At 69.3% G+C, this 21563-nt stretch carries 12 protein-coding genes; 8 read left to right on the forward strand and 4 right to left on the reverse strand.

Annotated features, from left to right (window positions below):
- The first annotated feature begins 86 nt into the window (after positions 1 to 86).
- Positions 87 to 1652, forward strand: a complete 1566-nt coding sequence (locus G3I71_RS23015; protein WP_164316774.1) for a M1 family metallopeptidase — start codon at positions 87 to 89, stop codon at positions 1650 to 1652.
- Positions 1653 to 1675: 23 nt separating this feature from the next.
- Here the strand turns inward: G3I71_RS23015 and G3I71_RS23020 are convergent, their stop codons facing one another.
- From G3I71_RS23020 to G3I71_RS23030, 3 genes are all read right to left on the reverse strand, one after another.
- The gene (locus tag G3I71_RS23020) at positions 1676 to 2827 is read right to left on the reverse strand and encodes a mechanosensitive ion channel family protein (RefSeq protein WP_164316776.1); all 1152 of its coding nucleotides are present in this window, start codon (positions 2825 to 2827) and stop codon (positions 1676 to 1678) included.
- A gap of 209 nt (positions 2828 to 3036) precedes the next feature.
- Positions 3037 to 4236 (reverse strand): GTP-binding protein, encoded by a 1200-nt coding sequence (locus tag G3I71_RS23025; protein ID WP_164316778.1) that lies wholly within the window; start codon positions 4234 to 4236, stop codon positions 3037 to 3039.
- 70 nt (positions 4237 to 4306) lie between these two features.
- A complete protein-coding gene (locus G3I71_RS23030) occupies positions 4307 to 5269 on the reverse strand; it encodes a lysylphosphatidylglycerol synthase transmembrane domain-containing protein (protein ID WP_164316780.1) in 963 nt (320 codons plus the stop codon).
- Between the two features lie 167 nt (positions 5270 to 5436).
- Here G3I71_RS23030 and G3I71_RS23035 point away from each other — a divergent pair, with 167 nt between their 5' ends.
- The 3 genes from G3I71_RS23035 to G3I71_RS23045 all read left to right on the forward strand — a co-directional run bounded on the left by G3I71_RS23035 (position 5437) and on the right by G3I71_RS23045 (position 8481).
- Complete coding sequence (locus tag G3I71_RS23035; RefSeq protein ID WP_203731124.1) at positions 5437 to 7326, forward strand: ABC transporter ATP-binding protein; 1890 nt, start codon at positions 5437 to 5439, stop codon at positions 7324 to 7326.
- Positions 7327 to 7510: 184 nt separating this feature from the next.
- Positions 7511 to 7972 (forward strand): hypothetical protein, encoded by a 462-nt coding sequence (locus tag G3I71_RS23040; RefSeq protein ID WP_164316783.1) that lies wholly within the window; start codon positions 7511 to 7513, stop codon positions 7970 to 7972.
- Positions 7973 to 7998: 26 nt separating this feature from the next.
- On the forward strand, positions 7999 to 8481 hold the full coding sequence (locus tag G3I71_RS23045) for an SRPBCC family protein (RefSeq protein WP_164316785.1): 483 nt from the start codon (positions 7999 to 8001) through the stop codon (positions 8479 to 8481).
- Between the two features lie 827 nt (positions 8482 to 9308).
- On the opposite strand, the gene G3I71_RS23050 is transcribed toward G3I71_RS23045, so the two are convergent.
- Positions 9309 to 11294, reverse strand: coding sequence for an N-6 DNA methylase (locus G3I71_RS23050; protein ID WP_164316787.1), 1986 nt, complete (start codon positions 11292 to 11294; stop codon positions 9309 to 9311).
- A 143-nt stretch (positions 11295 to 11437) separates the two neighbouring features.
- On the opposite strand from G3I71_RS23050, the gene G3I71_RS23055 reads away from it, so the two are divergent.
- The 4 genes from G3I71_RS23055 (at position 11438) to G3I71_RS23070 (ending at position 21558) form a co-directional block, all read left to right on the forward strand.
- Positions 11438 to 12379 carry a serine/threonine-protein kinase gene (locus G3I71_RS23055; protein WP_164316789.1) on the forward strand — a complete coding sequence of 314 codons (942 nt, stop codon included), beginning with the start codon at positions 11438 to 11440 and terminating at the stop codon, positions 12377 to 12379.
- Between the two features lie 181 nt (positions 12380 to 12560).
- Entirely contained in the window at positions 12561 to 13823 is a 1263-nt protein-coding gene (locus G3I71_RS23060) for a serine/threonine-protein kinase (RefSeq protein WP_164316791.1), read from the forward strand.
- Between the two features lie 164 nt (positions 13824 to 13987).
- Positions 13988 to 17233 carry a DISARM system SNF2-like helicase DrmD gene (gene drmD, locus G3I71_RS23065; protein ID WP_164316793.1) on the forward strand — a complete coding sequence of 1082 codons (3246 nt, stop codon included), beginning with the start codon at positions 13988 to 13990 and terminating at the stop codon, positions 17231 to 17233.
- Between the two features lie 14 nt (positions 17234 to 17247).
- Complete coding sequence (locus G3I71_RS23070) at positions 17248 to 21558, forward strand: BREX-1 system adenine-specific DNA-methyltransferase PglX (protein ID WP_239149324.1); 4311 nt, start codon at positions 17248 to 17250, stop codon at positions 21556 to 21558.
- Positions 21559 to 21563: the final 5 nt, after the last annotated feature.

A 21563-nucleotide genomic window follows, 5' to 3' on the forward strand; every position in this document is an offset into this window, starting at 1 on the left:
CGCCGATCTTGTGGTCTAGGGGGTAGACCCGCACACCTGATCGACGGCCGGACCTGACCACCCGGGCGCCCGAGTGAAAGCGACCCATGAGATATCGCACCAGACTGACGGCCCCTGCGGCAGCCCTGCTCGGTACGGCGGCGGCCACCACCCTGGCCCCCTCCGCCCACGCGGCGTCCGGGGGGACGTCCAGAACGGCCGGCGTGAAAGACGCCGCAGCCCCGGGCCCCGAGACCCTCGGTGACCCCGTCTACCCGAGTCTCGGCAACGACGGCTACCGCGTCGACGCCTACCACCTCGACCTCGCGTACGACGCCACGACCAAGCTGGTCGAGGGCGAGGCGACCCTGCGCATCCGCACCACCCAGGACCTGAGCCGCCTCTCCCTCGACGCCCTCGGCCTGGACATCCGCTCCGTCCGCGTCGGCGGCCGTGCGGCCACGTACGAGCAGGTCGACGAGAAACTGCGGATCACGCCCTCCCGGGCGCTGCCGGCGCAGACCCGGACGACCATCTGCGTCGAGTACGGCGCCGACCCGCGCCGCGCCCTGACCCACACCGCCTGGGTCCCCACCGTCGACGGCTTCGCGGTGTGCCCGCAGCCCAACTCCGCGCACACCGTCTTCCCGTGCAACGACCACCCGGTCGACAAGGCCGATTTCACGTTCCGGATCACCGTGCCGAGCAGCCTGCGCGGAGTCGCGAGCGGCATCCTCGTGCGCACGGAGACCCTGGACGGTGACCGGACCGCGTACTCCTACCGCTCGCGCTCGCCGATCGCCACCGAGCTCGTGCAGATAACCGTCGGCGACTACGTGGTGAAGGACCGGCAGGGCCCGAACGGGCTGCCGCTGCGGGACGTCGTCCCGGTCGCGCGCGCCGAGGCCCTCGAGCCGGCGCTGGCGCTCACCCCGGGCCTGGTGGCGTGGCTCGAACAGCGGCTCGGCGCCTACCCGTTCGAGACGTACGGCCTGCTGCCGTGCAACTCCGACGACCCGGCCGCCTTCGACTTCACCGGCCTGGAGACGCAGACCCTCACGCTCTACAAGCCGAACTACCTTCTCCAGGCGGAGAGGTTCATCGGCTCGCACATGATGCACGAGCTGGTCCACTCCTACTTCGGCAACAGCGTCAGCCCCGGCACCTGGGCCGACCTGTGGCTCAACGAGGGGCACGCCGACTTCTACGGACTGCTCTACCGCTACGAGCGCGGCTGGACCGACTCCCTCGGCCTGACCACCATGGAAGCGCGTATGAAGAACACGTACGCGCGCGGCGACCAGTGGCGCCGCACCTCCGGACCGGTCGCGGCCCCCAACGAGGCCAACCTGTTCGACAGCCAGCGCTATCTGGGCGGCGTCCTCGTCCTCTACGCGCTGCGCCAGTTCGTCGGCGAGGCCACCTTCAGCACGATCGAGCGCACCTTCCTCGACCGCTACCGCAACGCCTCGGCGACGACCGAGAACTACATCTCGGTCGCCTCCGAGATCGCCGGCCAGGACCTCTCCGGCTTCCTGCGGGACTGGCTGTACGGCACGACGACACCGCGGATGCCCGGTCACCCGGACTGGACGGTCACCCCGGTGACCACGTCACTGATCGCGCCGCAGAACCGCACGGCCGGCCATCACGACAACTCCGCGACCCTCTGAGCCTGTCCGCCGAGACGTGAGTCTCATCTGTCGGTCTTGTTGAGTTTGTCGAGTTCGCCGAGCAGGGTGGACGCCGGTCCGCCCTGCTCCGCGCCGAGCCCCAGGTCGGGTTCCGTGTGGCCGCCCCGCTGCTGCGGAATGACGACGGCGCCATGCTGCAGGGCGACCGTGCGTGCGGGCGCCGGGATGCTGATGCCCTCCGCCCGGTAGCGCCTGTGCAGGCGCTTGATGAACTCGTGCTTGATCCGGAACTGGTCGCTGAACTCGCCGACCCCCAGGATCACCGTGAAGCCGATCCGTGAGTCGCCGAAGGTGTGGAAGCGCACCAGCGCCTCGTGCTCCGGGACGGCGCCGGTGATCTCCGTCATCACCTCGGTCACGACCTCGCAGGTGACCCGCTCGACCTGCTCCAGGTCGCTGTCGTAGGCGACGCCGACCTGGACCAGGATCGTCAGCATCTCCTCGGGGCGGTTGAAGTTGGTCATGTTGGTCCCGGCGAGCTGCCCGTTCGGGATGATGACCAGGTTGTTGGAGAGCTGGCGGACCGTCGTCTGCCGCCAGTTGATGTCGACGACGTACCCTTCCTCGCCGCTGCTCAGCTTGATGTAGTCACCGGGCTGGACGGTCTTCGAGGCGAGGATGTGGATACCCGCGAAGAGGTTGGCGAGGGTGTCCTGGAGGGCGAGCGCGACGGCCAGACCGCCGACGCCCAGGGCGGTGAGCATCGGCGCTATGGAGACGCCGAACGTCTGGAGCATGACGAGGAAGCCCAGGGCCAGGATGACGACCCTGATGATGTTGACGAAGATCGTCGCCGAGCCGGCGACCGCCGACCGGGACTGGGTGACGGCACTCATCAGCCGGCCGACCACTCTGGCCACCGTGAGCGTCGTGACGCCGATCAGGAGCACGGTCAGTGTCTGGTTGACGTTGTGCCCGACGGTTTTCGTCAGCGGCAGCGCCGCGGCGGCGACCGCCACGCCACCGGTGAACGCCGACCACGGCACCACCGTGCGCACCGCGTCCACGATGACGTCGTCCCCGCTCCAGCGGGTGCGGTCCGCGTGCCTGCCCAGCCAGCGCAGGAGCATACGCAGCAGGAAGGCCGCCAGCAGGCCCACGGCGAGGGCGATGCCCGCGACGACCAGATCGTCCACGGTGAGGTCTCGCTTCATCGCTCACCTCCGAGGAGTGGTTCCGCGGCGCCCCGCGCCACCGACGGCCGGATGTGAAGTCTCGTCACTTGCCACCTGTTCGAATGTGCGAAAAGTCTTGGATACGCGATCAACGACCGGACGTCTGTACGACATCCGGCGACCGCTCATCCTGCCGCATCCGGCCGACCGATCGTCACCGAGCAGTGGCAAACCCGCCATTGAGCAGCTCAGACGGGGAGCGCATCGCAGACGTCCGCCGGGTGCACCTCCCACGCGGGGAAGGGGTCCTCGTACGCCGTGTGCGCCAAGTCCGCTGCGTATGTGGCCAGTTCCTCCTCCGTCAACAGGCAGCACGACAGCGCCAGTCGCAGCGACTGGCGGCGCAGATCGGTGCCGATGAACACCAACTCCTGTCCCTGTACAGGGGATTCGGTACCCATGGCATCACCCGAGGCGATCGGCTCGAAGCGGGCCACCGAGCCCGCCTGTGACCACAGGCCCGTGGTGCCGGGGCGGGAGGCGAGGGTGAAGAAGCCCTTGGAGCGCAGGACCTGGCCGAAGTGGCCCGCGTCGAGCGGACCGGTGAGCAGGTCCCAGAGGCGGCCCGGATGGAAGGGGCGCGGGTCGCGCAGTACGAGCGAGGAGATGCCGTACTCCTCGGTCTCCGGCACGTGGTCCCCGTTCAACTCGGCCACCCAGCCCGGCGCCTGCTCGGCCTTCTCCAGGTCGAACAGACCCGTACCGAGGAGTTCGGCAGGGTCGATCGTGCCGTGGACGGTGCGGTGGACGCGGGCGGCCGGGTTGAGGCGCCGCAGGGTCGCCTCCAGACGGTCGGCCGTCTCCTCGGGGACCAGGTCCGTCTTGTTGAGGAGGATGACGTCGGCGAACTCGATCTGGTCGATGAGGAGATCGCTCACCGTGCGCTCGTCGCCCTCGACCGGGGTGATCCCGCGCTCCAGCAGGTCGTCGCCGCGGTCCAGCTCGGGCAGGAAGTTCACGGCGTCCGCGACCGTGACCATGGTGTCCAGGCGCGAGACGTCCAGCAGGCTCGCGCCGTCGTCGCGGGCGAAGGCGAAGGTGGCGGCGACGGGCATGGGTTCCGAGATCCCGGACGATTCGATGAGCAGGTAGTCGAATCGGCCCGCGCGGGCCAGTTTCTCGACCTCCTCCAGGAGGTCGTCCCGGAGGGTGCAGCAGATGCAGCCGTTGGTCATCTCGACCAGTCGTTCCTCCGTGCGGGAGAGGGCGCCGCCGTCCCGGACGAGGGACGCGTCGATGTTGATCTCGCTCATGTCGTTCACGATGACCGCGACCCGCAGGCCCTGACGGTTGCCGAGCACGTGGTTGAGCAGTGTCGTCTTTCCGGCGCCGAGGAAACCGGAGAGCACGGTCACGGGCAGGCGAGGGTCACTGGAAGTGGTGGACATGTCTCCGGACGCTAGCTTATTGGAAACCATTTTCACAAGCGACTGGCGAGATGCCGTCCCGAGACGACCGTCAGATCACCTTCAGCCGCACCAGCGCCCCCAGAGTCAACGCCCCCGGCAGCAGCGGCACCCAGACGGTGATGATCCGGAACGCCAGCACCACCGCCGTCGCGACGGCCACCGGCCCGCCCACCGCGACCAGAGCCACGATCAGCGCCGCCTCGACGGAGCCGATACCGCCGGGAGTGGGGATCAGCGCGACGGCGACCGTCGCGGCGAGGTACGCGAGCGCCACGTGCCAGGCCGGCACCGGCAGTCCCAACGCCGTTGCCACCGCGGCCAGTCCGGCGGCCTGCAGTGCCGGGAACGCCAGCGAGCCGCCCCACAGCGCCAGTGCCCGGGATGGCCGCGTGTGCACGGAACGGGCCTCGCCGAGCGCCGTGCGGAGGAAGGAGAGGGCGGCCGTGCGCAGCCGCCGTACGCACACCAGCGCGCCGACCGCCGCCGACAGCACCACGCAGATGCCGACGAGCAACGGGCCGAGTGCCGTGCCGGGAACGAGACTTCCGAACCGCAGGGCGTGCGGGAACGCGATCAGCAGCGCGGCCAGCAGGCCCAGCCGGCCGACGACCTCCGCGAGCAGATACAGGGCGAGCGCCGCCGAGGAACGGGCCGGCGGCAGACCGCACACGGTCATGAACCGCAGATTGACCGCGCCCGCGCCGAGCCCCGTCGGCAACAGGTGGTTGGCCGAGCCGGCCGCGAACTGCGTGGCGAGCAGCCGCAGCCGAGGCAGCCGCTCGACGACGGCTCCCTGCCGGCTGACGGCGGCGGCCACCCAGGTCAGACAGGTCGCCCCGGCCGCCGCCAGCAGCCAGGGCCACTTGGCCGACGCCAGATACCCGAAGCCCTCGACGAGCACCTGCCGGTGGCGCACCGCGACCACGCCGACCAGGAGGAGCGGGAGCAGGCACAGGACCTGCCGCACCGGTATGCGTCGGCGCCGGGCCGGGGGAGAGAGAACCGCTGTCACAACGGGACAGGTTCTCCGTACCGCACCAACACCGGGTTGCGGGCGCACGGCCACCGGCCGACGCGCCGGGCAACGGCACGAGGAGACACAGGATCCCCCCTTCTGTCGTCCTTTCTGTCGTCGTTGACCTCAAGGCCGCTTGAGGTCGTACGGTCACAGCCATGAGTATGGAGACCACCGCCTGGATGCAGTTGCACAGCGTCATGAACTCCCAGGAGGACAAGCGCCCCTTCGCCCGCGCGACCCTGCGCCGCATCGCGGAGTTCGCACGTCCGCACCGCCGCCGCATCATCCGCTTCGTCGTCCTGAGCGTGCTCACCGCGCTGCTCGCCGTCGCCACCCCCGTCCTCGCGGGCCGCGTTGTCGACACGATCGTGTCGGGGGGCGACGAGAGCACTGTCATTCGGCTCGCGCTGCTCATCGCGGTCATCGCGGTCGCCGAGGCGGTCCTCGGGATCCTCGGCCGCTGGCTCTCGTCGACGCTCGGGGAGGGGCTGATCCTCGATCTGAGGACGGCTGTGTTCGATCATGTGCAGCGCATGCCGGTCGCGTTCTTCACCCGCACCCGCACGGGAGCGCTGGTGTCCCGGCTCAACAACGACGTCATCGGCGCGCAGCGCGCGTTCAGCAACACCCTGTCCGGTGTGGTGAGCAACCTGGTCACCCTGGTGCTCACGCTCGCCGTGATGCTCACCCTGTCCTGGCAGATCACCCTGCTCGCCCTGATGCTGCTGCCGGTGTTCGTGATCCCCGCCCGGCGGATGGGCAGCCGCATGGCCAGGCTCCAGCGTGAGGCCGCCGACCTCAACGCGTCGATGGGCACCCGGATGACCGAGCGTTTCTCGGCCCCCGGCGCCACCCTCGTCAAGCTCTTCGGACGGCCCGACGAGGAGTCCGCCCAGTTCGCGGCCCGCGCCCGCCGGGTACGTGACATCGGCGTACGGACGGCCCTGGCGCAGTCGGTCTTCATCACCGCCCTCACCCTGGTGTCGGCCCTGGCGCTCGCCCTGGTGTACGGGCTCGGCGGCTGGTTCGCGCTGCGCGGCACCCTGGAACCGGGCGCGGTCGTCTCACTCGCCCTGCTCCTGACCCGCATGTACGCGCCGCTCACGTCGCTCGCGGGGGCGCGCGTCGAGGTGATGAGCGCCCTGGTGAGCTTCGAGCGCGTCTTCGAGGTGCTCGACCTGAAGCCCCTCATCGAGGAGAAACCGGATGCCCGCGAGGTCCCCGAGGGTCCGGTCGCGGTGGAGTTCGACAACGTCCGCTTCGCCTACCCCGCCGCCGACCGCGTCTCCCTCGCCTCCCTCGAGGAGGTGGCCGCCCTGGACACCAGGGGCGGCACGGAGGTCCTCCACGGAGTCAGCTTCCGTGCCGAACCCGGCCAGACGATCGCCCTGGTCGGTACCTCCGGCGCCGGAAAGTCGACCATCGGACAACTCCTGCCCCGCCTGTACGACACCGACGAGGGCGCCGTACGCATCGGTGGCGTCGACGTCCGTGATCTGAGCGCCGCCTCCCTGCGTGCGACCCTCGGCATGGTCACCCAGGACGGCCACCTCTTCCACGACTCCGTGCGTGCCAACCTGGTGCTGGCCCGCCCCACGGCGACGGACGACGAACTGTGGGCGGCGCTGACCCGGGCCCGCCTCGACGACCTGGTCCGCTCCCTGCCCGACGGCCTGGAAACGGTGGTCGGTGAACGCGGCTACCGCCTCTCCGGCGGCGAACGACAGCGCATGACCATCGCCCGGCTGCTGCTGGCCCGCCAGCGCGTCGTCATCCTCGACGAGGCGACGGCGCACCTGGACAACACCTCGGAGGCGGCGGTCCAGGAGGCCCTGGCGGAGGCCCTCGCGGACCGCACGGCCGTGGTGATCGCCCACCGTCTGTCCACGATCCGGGCGGCCGACCTGATCCTCGTGATCGAGGCCGGACAGATCCAGGAACGCGGCACGCACGACGAACTGCTGGCCCTGGACGGGCGGTACGCGGAGCTGTACCGGACGCAGTTCGCGCACCGGCCCGGCGAGCGGGCAGAGGTGACGGAGGCCGTTTAGACATGGGGGACGGCCCGCGAAAACGGCACGGACATACTGCGGTTCCTGTAGGTGCTCCTCCCGTTTCGGTAGGGCGGATCGCCACCAGGGGGACGACGACGGGGAGGCCCTCCCCGGGACAGCCTTGGCAGGTAACCCTGAACCGGCTCTCTTCGTGATCCCCTCCGGCGCCCGGAAACGGGCCATGGTCAGCGGATACGGAGCCTCGGCCGCCGCCCACCACGCCACGGCGCCCGACCCACTGAGCGCCGGTGCCGAACTCGCCGTCCGCAGCGCTCTGTCGGACGCCGGAGTCGCCGGCACGGACGTCACTCACGTCAACGCGCACCGCACCTCCACGCCGCTCAACGACGTGTCCGAGGCGCGCATGATCCGCAGGGTCGTCGGACAGCACCCGGCGGTAACATCCAGCAAGGGGGTGGTCGGTCACGCGCTCGGCGCCGCAGGCGTGATCGAGGCCGTGGCCACGGTGCTCACGATCGAGAACGGTTTCGTCCCGCCCACCGCGAAACCGGAGAACCTCGATCCGGAGGCCGACCTGGACGTGGTGGCCAAGGCGGGCCGCGAGCTGCCGGTCGAGGTCGCGGTCAGCGACTCCTTCGGGTTCGGCGGCCAGAACGCCGTACTCGTGTTCAGCAAGGCCTGACAGCGAGCGAACGGGAGTCGTGGGACGTGTCCGAGGAACGCAGATGGCAGGTCGAGGAGAGCGTGCTGGTGCACGCCACTCCCGAGTGGACCTACCGCACGATCAGCGATGTACGGAAGATGGCCACGTTCTCCCCGGAGTGCATCGGGGTCTGGGTGCACGGCCGTGGTCCGGTCACCCGGGGCACCAGGTTCACCGGCTTCAACCGCAAGGGCCTCTGGCTCTGGTTCACCGACTGCCGTGTCGTCCGCGCCGAGGAGGGCCGCGACTTCGCCTTCCGCGTCACCAGCTTCGGCCTGCCGATCGCGCTCTGGGGATACCGCTTCGCGGCCGAGGAGGACGGCACCCGGGTCACCGAGTACTGGGAGGACCTGCGTACGGGACGCAAGGGCCGGCCGGCCGAACTGCTCGGATTCTTCACGGGCACCAAGCCGGCGGTACGGCACAAGGCGAACACCGCGGGGATGCGGGCGACCCTGGGGCGCTTGAAGGCGGCGCTGGAGCAGTGAGGATGTAAAAAGTGGAGGGCAAAGGTGAAGGGGCAGGCCAGTTCCCCGCCGGAGGCGATCTGCGGCGAACTGGTCTACCCCTTCGTCGCTTTGCGGGCAGACGCCCCAGCGTTCGCACTACGGCAGCCGCCACCGCGTGCCCCGTCATTACCGGGTGCTCACCCGTCCACAACCTCCCGAGACAGAACACCTGGTACGCGGCGAGGTCAACATGTACGCAGCCGTGGCGCAGGACCACCGATTGCTGGGCCGCGGACACCTGGCTGGCCACTCGTCACTCCGGGCCGCCGCAAGTGAGAGGCGCGAGATCTCCGTTGAAGTCGTGGGCATCCCCGAACTGTGCGGACCCTACGTGGGAGAGAGGAACGTCCCGACTCCCCCGGTGGATGGGGACAGCCGAACCGCCAGATGGCGTCCCGCCGTGTGGTGTAGCCGATCAAGGCGCCGTAGTCCCCAGGTCGGGGACGGTGACTCCGCCAGACCGAGTGCTCAACTCGCCTCAGCAGGGCGCCTCGTTGACTGCGGCCTTTCCGGAGATCGTCAGGGGTCTCGTACCGGAACGCGTAACGCTTGACCCCCTACAACATGACGCGGGACACGACCCGACCCGCGCAGGGGCTCCGCTTTGGCTGCCTGCGCCGTCAAGGAGCGGCGTACCAGGCGTTGGAAGAAGGCCAGCTCACCGGGGTCTTTGGTGTCGTGCGCTGCATGGTTGCCAATGTCCCCGGAACGCACATGGCCGAGCTGGCGGAGACGATGGGCGTTCTCGCGCTCGCTCTCCGGGCCACGGGCCGTACCACAGAGGCAACGACCATGACTTCAGGAGGTCAGGTGGTCAGCCCGCCTGCCGCGATCCGGTCACTCATGTCGCTCACCAACCCTTTGCCCGAAGTGCCAGCCGCGCTGAGTAGTTCTTCGAAGGCCCGAAGACGACGGAACGTCTCGGCATACGCCGTCTGCTTCTCCAGGGGAAGCTGGAGCACCTGGAGACGCCGGATGTCGACCCTCGACGAACTGGAGGCGTGGGTGCCTGCCTGGCGCCCGTTGGCCGGCGCGTAAAGGCAACCGGCGAGGAAGTGGGCGTCCAGCTTCTCCGCGTCCACCCGCAGGATGTACAGCTGAGGACCCACGGCCATCGGCGGGCCTTCGTGTACCCACGCCTTGAAGGCTCGAGCCACTCCGGCGACCACGATGTCGCCCTCCTCGGCGACGGCCGGGGCCGAGCCGGTATGGACAGCCCCACTGGGGACACCGTCGTGCAGAAGGTCGGCGATGCTGAGGAGCGGAACGATGGCTCCGCGAGCCGTTGCGGCCGACTCCGGCGGCTGCTGGCCGGCGCGCAGTGTCAGTGCCCCGGCTTTGGCGAGGTCTCCTACCGTCGTCGTGGTCTGTGGCGTCCCGGCTTCGAAGTCGAGTGCGGACAGCTGCCGCGCATGATCGGCCAGGTCGGTCAGCAACGACCCGAACTCGTCCCACTTGCCGGCGAGTTCCTTACGGGACGGTTCGGCCGTCGCCGCGGTGTAGCGCCCCGGAGTGACGTCCACCTCGTCGTCGAGAAGGTCGAGCAGGGGGACGTGGACGGAGCCCTGTGGCGGCTCCTGGTCCACCTGGTCGAGGGTCGACATCGCGGTGAGGACGAACGAACCGAGGCTGTCCCAGTCGGGGCTCGGCTCGCGCGTTCCCGGCCTCGCGAAACGTGTGGCGTCCACCAAGAGGGCGTTCTGGCTCGGGGGAGCGGCCGCAGGATCGTCCGACGCCGCGCGGAGGATCCACAACTGCAGTGACACGCTGTGCGGTTGTGCGCTGCCAGGGGGCAGGGAGACGACCGCGCGGAGCGCTCCGGTGCGCAGCAGCGAGCCGCGGATCCGGCGGCCCGCCTTGCGTGACGCGACGGCCGGTGGAAGAACGATCACGGCGGCCCCACCCGGCTTGAGGTGGGAGAGCAGGTGCTGTACCCAGGCCAGTTCGGGCTCGGTGCGAGGAGGCAGGCCGTGTGTCCACCGCTGATCAGTGGCGAGCTCCTCGTAGCCCCAGTCGCGTTCGTTGAAGGGGGGGTTGCAGAGTGCGATGTCAGCTTTCGCTCCGGCAAAGGGGTCGTCTCGTAGTGTGTCGGCGGTGGCGATGCGCGTCCGGATGTCGCGGCCCTCCCCGAGGAACTCGAGCCGGCCGGCCGCCAGCGCGGCCAGCGCCGGGTCCCTTTCACACGCGAGTACCTCAAGCCCCGGGCTGTCGTACTCCTGTACGGCGGCGGCGGCCAGGTGCCCGGTCCCGCAGGCCGGATCGAGGAAGGTCAGTCCATCCTGCGCCGGACCGAGGCGGACGGCGTCGGCGATCCGGGCCATCAGCGCGGCGAGTTGCGGCGGCGTGGTACTGAGCTGCCGGACATGGGTTTCCAGCCACCGTTGCAGCAGGAACTCGAAAGTCTCGCGCGGCCCCTCTTCCCGTCCCACCTTCGCCGCCTGGGCCACCAGGTCACGGGCTTGCGCGGAGAGCTCGGGACGGGCGATCCGTGCCTTGGAGGAACGCATCCGGCGGGCCGCCTCGGCGATGGCCAGCCCCGACTCGTTCCGGCTGCCGAGTGTCTCGAAGCGCGGCCAGAGGAGTTCCCTGCCGCCGATGTCCCCAAGCTTGCCGTTGTCCCGTAGCCACTGCTCGACCTCCGCCAGCGAGAACTGCGGACTGACGTCGGTGCCCCCGATCCGGGTGGGAAAGGAGTCGTGGCGGCGGCGCCAGTTGCTCACAGCCGCTCGCCCGACACCGGCGATCCGGGCGATCTCGGCCAGGCTGACGGGGACGGCGTCATGGGCACTCATGGTTCAGTCTCCGAGGTACTTGGCGGCTGGGCCGGTCGGCGTTCCCAGCGGTCGTTCAGGATGGAAGGCTACTACCCTCATTGACTTTGTTCACAGCATGTACGTTCCATCTTGCTGTGCGGGGAATGCGGAGGTCGGTAAACATGTGGAGTCTGTCGCCGGGAACGGTGATCCATGACCGCTATCGGCTGGAGTCCGTGCTGGGCCGCGGAGTGATGGGGCAGGTGTGGCAGGGTCGCGACCTGCCTCTTGACCGGCCCGTCGCGGTGAAGACCGTCGCCACGGAACTGCTTGCCGTGGCGAGTAGCCGCGACGCCGCACTCGCACGGTTCGGCAGGGAGACGCGGGCGGCCGCGCGCCTCGACCATGCGAACGTCGCCACGGTCTTCGACGCGTCGATGACGGACGACACGTGCTGTCTGGTGATGGAACTGATCGACGGCACCACGCTCGAGTACCTCTTCGACCAGCAGGAGGACGGTCGGTTCGACGTCCGCGTCGCGGTCGCCGTCGCCGCCCAGCTGTGCGCGGGGCTGTCCGCGGTCCACGCGGCCGACCTGGTACATCGCGACCTCAAGACGCAGAACGTCATGGTCCGCCGCGACGGCGTCGTGAAGATCCTCGACTTCGGCCTGGTCAAGCTGCTTGGCGACACCGACCCGCGGCTGACGAGGACCGGCGAGGGGGTCGGCAATCTCGTCTGCGCCTCTCCCGAACTGCTGGCCGGCCGGGACCGGCTCGACGGCCGCAGCGACCTGTACGCCGTGGGCTGCCTCCTGCACCACATGCTCACCGGGCAGACGCCCTTCCCCACGGATCAGCCGGCGCTCCTGGCCTCCCACCATCTCGCCTCGCCCGCGCCCCTCGTCGCCGACGCGGGGATACGGGTCCCCGGGGATCTCCAGGACCTGATCACGGCACTTCTGGCCAAGCGGCCGGACGACCGTCCCGCGTCGGCGGCCGAGGTCTACGCCGGCCTTGCGCCCCACCTGCCGGCGCCGGACCCCGTTCTGGCCGTCAGACGGACTCCGCCCGAGGATCCGCGCCGCCCTTTCCTGGTTCCCCAGGGCCCGATGCCCCTGTGAACGCCAGGGGGACAGCGTTCCGGGGAGGGCTCCGATCGTGGTGGCCCGCGCTTTCCCGGCCACACACGGCACGGGAGTGTCGCGACCACTGACAGAATGTTTCCGTCGGCCGGGAGCCGTGACGCTCCCGTTCGCGGGAGGCGGCAGGCGCGGCAGGCGCCGGGACTGAGGGCGGGGCGCGATGCGGCGGAGCCTTGGACGGTACGAGCTGACGCACGAGCTGGGCCGGGGCGGGATGGGCGTCGTCTGGGCGGCCCACGACCCCGACCATGGTCGCGAGGTCGCCGTCAAGCTCCTCGCGACGCGCGGACACGGTGTCGATCTCAGCATGCTGGAGCGCCGGTTCCTGCGCGAGATCCGCCTGACCGGCCGTCTGCGGCACCCGGGCGTCCCCGCCGTCCACGATCACGGCAACCATGAGGGCGAGCTGTATCTGGTCATGGATCTCGTCCCGGGCCGCGCCCTGGACGCCGTCCTCAAGAACGACGGCCCGCTGGGCGTCGAGCAGGCGGCGGACGTGGCCCGCCGCGTGTCCGAGGTGCTCTCCTACGCCCACGGCCAGGGGGTCGTGCATCGCGACCTGAAGCCGTCCAACCTGATGCTGACCCCCGCCGGGGAGGTCAAGGTCCTGGACTTCGGTGTGGCCGCGGCTCTGGAGCCCCAGCCGGGGGAAACCCGTTTCACCGCTGCCAACGCCACTCCTGGCACGGTGGTCTATATGGCGCCCGAACAGGCAGTCGGCCGGACCGTGCCCGCGAGCGACCTCTATTCGCTGGGCTGCGTCCTGTACGAACTGCTCACCGGCGCGCCTCCGTTCACGGACCCCAGCCCGTTCATGCTGTACCACCGGCACGCCAACGACCCCGTCCCGCCGCTCGCGGACCGCCGCCCCGGCGTACCGGACGGCCTGCGCGCGCTGGTCGAGCGACTGCTGGAGAAAAAGCCCGAGGACCGGCCGGCCTCCGCCGATGAGGTGGCCGCCCTGCTCGGCGCCTGGGCGCCCCGACCGGCTCCCGCCACCGGGACCACGCCCGCTCACCCGCGTCTGGCCGAGCTGGCAGCCCTGCGCCGGGCGGGGCGGCCGGCCCATGCCCTGGAGGAGTACCACGAGCTGATGGCCGCTCCCGGCCTCGACCGCGCAGGCATGCTTGCCGCCCGAGCGGGAGCCGCCCTGTGCGCGGGGACGCTCGGCCGCACCCGCGAAGCCCTGGACGAGCTGAAGTCCGTCCTCGCCGAACAGCGCAGCCTGCTCGGGCCGGGCCACCCCGCCGTGCTGGACACCCGCTACGAGATAGCCGTCCTGCTGATCCGCACCGGGGAGCGGCATGCCGCCGAGGAGTTGCTGCGCCGCCTCGCGGACGAGGAGGACACGGTTCTGCCCGAGTCGGACGCCGAGTACGGGCGAAGCCGGAAGCTGCTGGAACGGCTGCGCCGCATGGGCTGAGGACCACCGGTGATCCGAACCCGAACCGCCGACCGCTGGTTTGTAATCTCTGTTCACAGGCAATCGCCCGTGCTAACCTGCCGTCACGTCGTTCCGGAGGGGAGACAGGACACGGGACACTGTCTACGGACGACGGCAGGTGAACACCGAGGGGAACAGCGCCCATGACGCCAGCAGCTCAGCGCGAGACCGAGCGGACGGGGGCGCAGCCGCTCCCCGAAGAGGGGAATCTGGTCGAGGTACGCGGCCAGTCATGGGTGGTCGCCCGCGTCGAGCCGTCTCCGGCCGCGTCCGACGGCGAGGAGAACCGGCGCCCCGCGACCCTGGTCCACCTCCAGTCCGTCGCCGACGGCCGCTTCGGCGACACCCTCTCCGTGATTTGGGAGGTCGAGCCCGCCCGCCGCGTCCTGCCCGCCGGATCCCTGCCCGACGCCTCCACGGGCTCCTACGACTCCCCGAACCGCCTCGCCGCGTTCCTCGACGCCGTCCGCTGGTCCGCCGTCGCCTCCGCCGACGGCAAAACCCTCCAGGCCCCGTTCCGCTCCGGCGTCGCCGTCGAGCCGTACCAACTGGAGCCGGTCTCCCGGGCGGTCGGCGCGCCCCGCGTCAACCTCCTCCTCGCCGACGACGTCGGCCTCGGCAAGACCATCGAGGCCGGCCTTGTCGTGCAGGAACTCATGCTGCGTGGCCGGGCCCGCCGCACCATGGTCGTCTGCCCGGCAGGCCTCACCCTCAAGTGGCGTGACGAGATGGCCGAGAAGTTCGGCCTGGAGTTCACCATCGTCGACTCCGAGCACTGCGCCCGCCTGCGCCGCACCCACGGCACTGCCGCCAACCCCTTCCGCGTTCACCCGCTGACCATCGTCTCCCTGCCCTGGCTTCGCGGCCACAAGGCCCAGCGCCTCCTCGACGAGGTCATCGGCGCCCCCGAGGAGAGCTCCGACGGCGAGCACAAGCGCTTCTTCGACCTGCTCGTCCTCGACGAGGCGCACCACGTCGCCCCCGCCGCGCCCAAGCAGGTGTACGCCGTCGACTCCCAGCAGACCAAGCTGATCCGGCGCATGGTCCCGCACTTCGAGCACCGCCTGTTCCTCTCCGCCACCCCGCACAACGGCTACCCCGAGTCGTACACGGCGCTCCTGGAACTCCTCGACCCCCAACGCTTCATTCGCGGGCCTCAGGGTCCTGACAAGGAAGCCCTCAAGGACACCGTCGTACGACGCCTGAAGTCGACGATCACCAACACGGACGGCACGCCCCGCTTCCGCACCCGGAAGACCCTCGAACTCTCCGTCGACTACACCCCGCAGGAACGCGAGATCCACCAACTGCTCGGCTCTTTCGCCGAGTTGCGGCGGGGGAAGCTGACCCCGAAGGCCCGGGGCGGCCGTCGCGCCGCCGACCTGGTGACCCTGTTGCTGAAGAAGCGGCTGTTCTCCTCCCCGGCGGCCTTCCTCCACACCGTCCAGGTCTATCTCTCCCATCTGGAGGACACCGGCCCCGCGCGCGGCCGTACGGCCGCCGCCGAAGTCCCCGAGTGGCTTGAGGAGTTCGCCGACCTTGTCGCCGATCTCGACGACACGGGTCTGGTCGACGCCGAGGACGACGCCCTGACCCGCTCCACCTCGCTCACCCCGGCGGAGGACGGCCAGGAACTGGACCTGCTCCAGGAGATGGAACGCTGGGCCCTCACCCACGAGGCCGCGCCCGACTCCAAGGCCGAGGCGCTGATCGCCCAACTCAAGGCCGTCTGCCGCCCCGACGGCAAGAAGTGGACCAACGAACGGGTCGTGGTCTTCACCGAGTACCGCGACACCCAGAAGTGGCTCCACGACCTCCTCCAGCAGGAGGAACTCACCGACGGGGGCCGCGTCGAGCGCCTGCACGGCGGCCTGACGGCCGAGGAGCGCGAGCGCATCCGTCTCGGCTTCCAGACCGAGCCGTCCCGCGCGGAGGGCAGGGTCCGCATCCTCCTGGCCACCGACGCCGCCGGCGAGGGCATCGACCTCCAGAACCACTGTCACCGCCTGATCAACTACGACATCCCCTTCAACCCCAACAAGCTCGAACAGCGCATCGGCCGTATCGACCGCTGGGGCCAGAAGCACGACCCGGAGATCACCCACTTCATCGGCTCCGGCTGGCAGCAGGCCCAGGCCGGCTCCTACGAGGCCGACCTGGAGTTCCTCTCCCGGGTCGCCAAGAAGGTCGCGCGCATGGAACACGACCTCGGCTCCGTCAACGCCGTCCTGGCCGACGCCGTACAGCGCCGGATGACCGGCGACACGGCGCCGGTCGACATCGAGAACGCCAAGCCCAGGCCGATCAAGGGCCGCCGTACGGGCGGCGAGGTCGCCCCGGAGCAGAACGTCACCGCGCAGACGAAGCGGCTCGCCGACCAGTACGACGAGACGGTCAGCGCGCTCGGCCTCACCCCGGGCAACGTCAAGCGCGTCGTCGACACCGCGCTGGCACTCGACAACCAGCCCCCGCTGCTGCCGTCCACACTGCGGGCGGAGGACTTCGAGCCGGGCGACCTCTTCGACGTGCAGCCCCTGTCCGGCAGTTGGGAGCGGGCCACCCGCGGCCTCGCCCACAAGCTCCGCGAGGGCGAGCAGCGCCCGCTCACCTTCTCCCCGGCGGTGGCCGCGCAGGGCAGGGACGACGTGGTCCTCGCCCACCTCAAGCACCCGCTCGTCGCGCTCTCCACACGCCTGCTGACCGCGGCCGTCTGGAACGCCGACGTGATCGACCTCAACCGCGTCACCGCCGTCGTCACCGACGACCCGGCCGTGACAGCGACCCTCGTCTCCGCGTACGCGCGATACGTCCTCGTCGGCGCCGACGGCACCCGCCTGCACGAGGAAGTGCTGTACGCGGGCGGCTGGTTCGGCGAAACCGGCCGCTTCCGCCGCTGGGAGTCGGTCAACGAACAGGGCAGGGTCCTCTCCGGGGCACTCACCGAGGGCATCGAGGCGGCCCCGCACCTGCGCAGGGAACTCACTGAGGCCTGGCCGAGGCTCCGCGACCCCCTCTACCAGTCCGTGAAGGCCCGCGCCGGCGAACTCGGCCGCCAGCTGGAGAGCAGGCTCGCCGACCGCCGGGCGGAGGAGGAGCGCCGCATCACCGGGACCCTCGACCGCTTCGAGGCCATACTGCGGGCCAAGCTCAAGGAGGAGGGCGAGGGAGAGGGCGAACAGCTCGCGCTCCTGTCCACCCATGAACTGACCGGCCACGAGCGCCGCCAGTTCGAGGACGACCGCCGCCGCTGGCAGGAACGCCTCGAAGGCCTCCCCGCCGAACGGATGCGAGAACTCGCCGCCATCGCCGCCCGCTACCGCGAGCCCCGCTCCCACCTCTTCCCCGCCGCAGTCGTCTTCGTGATCCCCGCAAAGGAAGCCCGCCGATGAGCCCCCGCCGCCCCATGAGCGCCGGAGTAGCCGCCGCCAAGGCCCAGGCCGTCGACGGCCGTCGGCAGCACCAGGAGTGGCTCGACCTCACCGAGGTCTCCGGCCCCTTCCTGACCATGCCCGTCCTGCTGCGCGCCTGGCCCCAGCTCGACGCCCTGGAGAAGGACGAGCGCGCCCGCCTCCGCGCCCGCCACGCCGACTGGCAGACGGACACCACGGCGGGCCGCGACGAGTGGGTGGCCTACGTCCTCGGCCGCCTCCTCGGCTGGGACGACGCGTTGACGTTCCGCCAGGGCGACTCCGAGCACCACGGTCTGGACCGCCTCACCCTGCGCGTCGCGGAGCACAACACCGAGGTGCGCCCCGACTTCGCGCTCATCGAACCGGGCACGGACCTCGCGGTCGAACCGGACGCGGAGTCCGCCACCAAGCGCGTACGCCTGCTCGGAATGACGGTCCCGGCCGGTACGGCGCCCACTTCCCGCGTAGGCGGTGGCGGCGACTGGTCCGCAGCGCCCGCCGACCGTCTGGCCCGCCTCCTGCGCCACCACGGCGTACCGCTCGGCCTGGTCACCGACGGCCGCTGGTGGTGCCTGGTCTGGGCCCCACTCGGCGGCGTCACGACGACAGCCGTCGTCGACTCCATCGGCTGGAACGAACGGGCCGAACGCAACGTAGTCCGCGCGTTCGTATCGCTCCTGCGCCGCCGCCGCTTCTTCGAGTACGACGACGCCGAGACGCTGGTCGGCCTGCTGAAGGCGAGCCTCGCGGCGGGCGAGGACGTCACCGAGGCACTGGGCGTCCAGGTCCGCCAGGCCGTCGAACTCCTCGTGGACGCCATCGGGCGCGCGGACGTACGGGCGGTCGAGCGCGGGGCACCCGGCCTGCACGCGTCGGGCGTGAGCGCGGGCGAGGTCTACCGCGGCGCGGTCGCGGTCATGATGCGAGTCGTCTTCCTGCTGTTCGCGGAGGAACGGGGCCTGCTCCCGGCGGACAACGAGGTGTACGCCCGCTCCTACTCCGCCCGCTTCCTGCGCGACGAGTTGAAGGCTCGGGCCGACGAGGAGGGCGAGACGTCACTGGAGCACACGACGTCCGCGTGGCACCGCCTCATCGCCCTCTTCCACGCCGTGCACGGGGGAGTGGACCACCCGGGCTCGGGCTTCCACCTCCCCGCGTACGACGGCTCGATCTTCGACCCCGACAAGTACCCGTGGCTGGAGCGCACCACCCCGCTCCTGCCCATCGACGACCGCACGGTCCTGCACATGCTCCAGGCGGTCCAGGAGGTCCGCGTCGGCAGGGGCAAGGACCGCGAGGTCCGCACGCTCAGTTTCCGCGCGCTGGACGTCGAGCAGATCGGTTACGTGTACGAGGGCCTGCTGTCATTCGACGGGCGCAGGGCAACTGAGCACATGGCTGGCCTGATCGGCCCCGAGGGCCTGGAACACGAGGTCGGCCTACGGGAGTTGGAGACGCTGGCGGCGAAGGCCGGCGGCTCCCTGAAGACGCTCGCCGCATCCATCCACGAGAAGTGGAAGGACCCCAAGCCCCCGGCAACGACAGGCCAGTTGGAAAAGAAGCTCGCTCCGCTCGGCACAGAGGACGCGACGGAGGCACGCCGCCGGCTGAACGCGGTCACAAAGGACCCGGCCCTGACGGAGCGGCTGCTGCCCTTCGTCGGCATCCTCCGCGACGACCTGCGCGGCCTGCCGACGGTCATCCCGAACGGCGCGCTGTACGTCACGGAGTCGTCCCTGAGGAAGAACACGGGCACGCACTACACGCCCCGCTTCCTCGCGGAGGAGGTCGTACTGCACGCGTTGGAGCCGCTGGTGTACGAGCCCGGCCCGCTCCAGACAGCGGACACGGGGGAGTGGCGCCTGAAGTCGGCGGACCAGATCCTCGACCTCAAGGTCGCGGACATCGCGATGGGCTCGGCGGCGTTCCTGGTCGCGGCCTGCCGTTACCTGGGCGACCGCCTCATCGAGGCCTGGGAGTCCGAGGGCCGCGCGGACGCGATGGCGTACCGGGCGGGCCGTGCCGTGGACGCGGTGACGGCGGTGGACGCGGAGCAGGATCCGGTGGTCGTCGAGGCGCGACGCCAGATCATCGAGCACTGCCTGTACGGCGTCGACATCAACCCGATGGCCGTGGAGATGGCCAAGCTGTCGCTGTGGTTGGTCTCCATGGACCCCGGGCGGCCGTTCACGTTCCTGGACGACAGGTTGGTGGCGGGGGACTCGCTGCTGGGCGTGCACAACATGGAGCAGATTCAGTCCGTCCACATGAAGCCGGGGCAGCAGGCCGACGTCCTGGCCGAGCAGGCACGGGAGTTGGTGGACCAGCTGACGCGGGAGCGGTTGGCCATCACGGCCATCAAGGGGGTTGACCTGCCCGCGCTCCAGGAGAAGCGGGAGCGGCTGGAGGAGGTCAACCGCCATTCGCGGCGACTGCGGCTGGTGGGGGACCTGATCGCGGGGGCGGCGATTGCCACTTGTGCTTCGGGGCGGGTGCCTTGGTACGAGGAGGAGGGCGGGGATCGGGTTCGGGATCTGTTCCCTCGGGCTGCGTGGATCGTGCAGCGGATCATGGAGGACGGGGTCGAGGATGACTCCGAGGTGGTGCGGGAGGCTCGGGCTACGGCGGAGGAGTGGCTGGGGGCGGAGCTGCCGGAGGGGGCGTTGGAACGGCGGCCGGTGCATTGGCCACTCGTCTTCCCTGAGGTGTCCACGCTGGGCGGTGGGTTCGACGCCATTATTGGCAATCCGCCGTTCCTGGGGGGAACCAAGATTAGCGGCTCCTTGGGTAAGACATATCAACAGTATCTCGGTGAATATCTAGCAGCAAAGCCAGGCGACAGGGCTGACCTCGTAGCGTATTTTGTACTGCGGACCTCGAATCTTCTCAACGTTGGCGGACAGGCGGGGGTTATCGGCACAAACACGCTTGCGCAGGGAGATACGCGTGAGATTGGGTTCGATCGACTTGTTCACGAGGGCGTCGAGATCCGGAGGGCCAAGAAGAACAAGTACTGGCCTACGAAATCTGCATCCCTGAAGTATTGTGCCACCTGGTTCACTAATGCGCCGGTCGCTGCCAATGCGGCGCATTTCATTGATGATCGCCAGGTGCCCTTGGGTATCTCCTCGTCCCTTGACCCGATCTCCAGAGTAGGCCGTTGGACCGAGTCGCTCTCAGGCAATAGAGATCGCTCGTACAGCGGGGCATACGTCCTTGGGATGGGATTCACGCTGTCGCAAGAGGAAGCGATGGAATGGATCTCGGATGACCCCAGGTACTCTGAAGTTCTTTTCCCCTATCTAAATGGAAAGGATGTCAATTCGAGCCCGACTTTTACCTCCGGGCGCTGGGTAATTAATTTCCATGAATGGTCGGAGAAGATGGCCATGAGTTACCCCAAGGCATATGACAGGATTCGCAGTGAAGTTCTCCCGGAGAGGGCGAATAAGGATCCGAAATCCTATCCCGGCCTGATGGATCGATGGTGGATCTACTGGCGTCCGCGGGGTGAATTGAATGCAGCTCTTGCAGGCAAGGAAACGTGTGTCGTCCTTTCCCGCTCTAGTGATCTGGCAATGGCCGCCATGGTTCCTACCGGTCAGGTGTATTCAGAAAAGACCGTGGTATTCCCGTCCGGTGACTACGGGTTGCTCGCCCTGTTGTGTAGCGGTATTCACTATTGGTGGGCGATTGATCATGGGCTGGCGCAGCCCAAGGTCCCTAACTATAGCCCCACGGACATTTTTGAAAGCCTTGTCCGCCCGTCCGTTTCTGTCGTACATGCGGAACTTGGCGCCAAGCTCGATGCTGCGCGCAGTAATGTGATGAAGGCGCGGAATATCGGACTGTCCGACGTTTACGGTCTGATTCATGACGAATCTTGCCAGTCGGCAGATATTATTTCCCTGCGTCATCTCCAGGAAGGAATTGATCGGTCGTTCATCGAGATGTATGGGTGGCGTGACCTGTTGGGAGAGGGTGCGCATATCGAGTCATCCGATCTGGATCATGAAGCCTTTCGACTCGATTACGGCTTCCACGAGACTGACCTAGGCACCCGCTACACCATCGGCCTCCTCGCCCGAACCGAGATTATTGACCGCCTCCGTCAGCTGAATCACCAGGCATACGCTGACGAGGTTCACCTCGGTCTGCACAAGGGTGTGACGGAGAAGAAAGCGAGGGATAAGCACCCCGACCTGCCCGCGCCGTCGCCCGAGGCCATCCGGAAGCGCAAGGAGCAGCTTGCCGCGCGAGGTGGGTCGGATTTCGGTGAGGGCGCTGAGGGCGCCCTGTTCTGAGCCAA

Origin of the sequence: Streptomyces sp. SID12501 (assembly GCF_010550245.1) — a bacterium.
Taxonomy (GTDB): domain Bacteria; phylum Actinomycetota; class Actinomycetes; order Streptomycetales; family Streptomycetaceae; genus Streptomyces.

Excerpts from the sequence above, each read along its gene's own strand:
- G3I71_RS23025 (WP_164316778.1), bottom strand. The coding sequence starts at position 4,236 with ATGTCCACCACTTCCAGTGACCCTCGCCTGCCCGTGACCGTGCTCTCC.
- G3I71_RS23040 (WP_164316783.1), top strand. The coding sequence starts at position 7,511 with ATGGTCAGCGGATACGGAGCCTCGGCCGCCGCCCACCACGCCACGGCG.
- G3I71_RS23015 (WP_164316774.1), top strand. The coding sequence starts at position 87 with ATGAGATATCGCACCAGACTGACGGCCCCTGCGGCAGCCCTGCTCGGT.
- G3I71_RS23020 (WP_164316776.1), bottom strand. The coding sequence starts at position 2,827 with ATGAAGCGAGACCTCACCGTGGACGATCTGGTCGTCGCGGGCATCGCC.
- G3I71_RS23050 (WP_164316787.1), bottom strand. The coding sequence starts at position 11,294 with ATGAGTGCCCATGACGCCGTCCCCGTCAGCCTGGCCGAGATCGCCCGG.
- drmD (WP_164316793.1), top strand. The coding sequence starts at position 13,988 with ATGACGCCAGCAGCTCAGCGCGAGACCGAGCGGACGGGGGCGCAGCCG.
- G3I71_RS23035 (WP_203731124.1), top strand. The coding sequence starts at position 5,437 with ATGGAGACCACCGCCTGGATGCAGTTGCACAGCGTCATGAACTCCCAG.
- G3I71_RS23070 (WP_239149324.1), top strand. The coding sequence starts at position 17,248 with ATGAGCGCCGGAGTAGCCGCCGCCAAGGCCCAGGCCGTCGACGGCCGT.
- G3I71_RS23060 (WP_164316791.1), top strand. The coding sequence starts at position 12,561 with ATGCGGCGGAGCCTTGGACGGTACGAGCTGACGCACGAGCTGGGCCGG.
- G3I71_RS23055 (WP_164316789.1), top strand. The coding sequence starts at position 11,438 with ATGTGGAGTCTGTCGCCGGGAACGGTGATCCATGACCGCTATCGGCTG.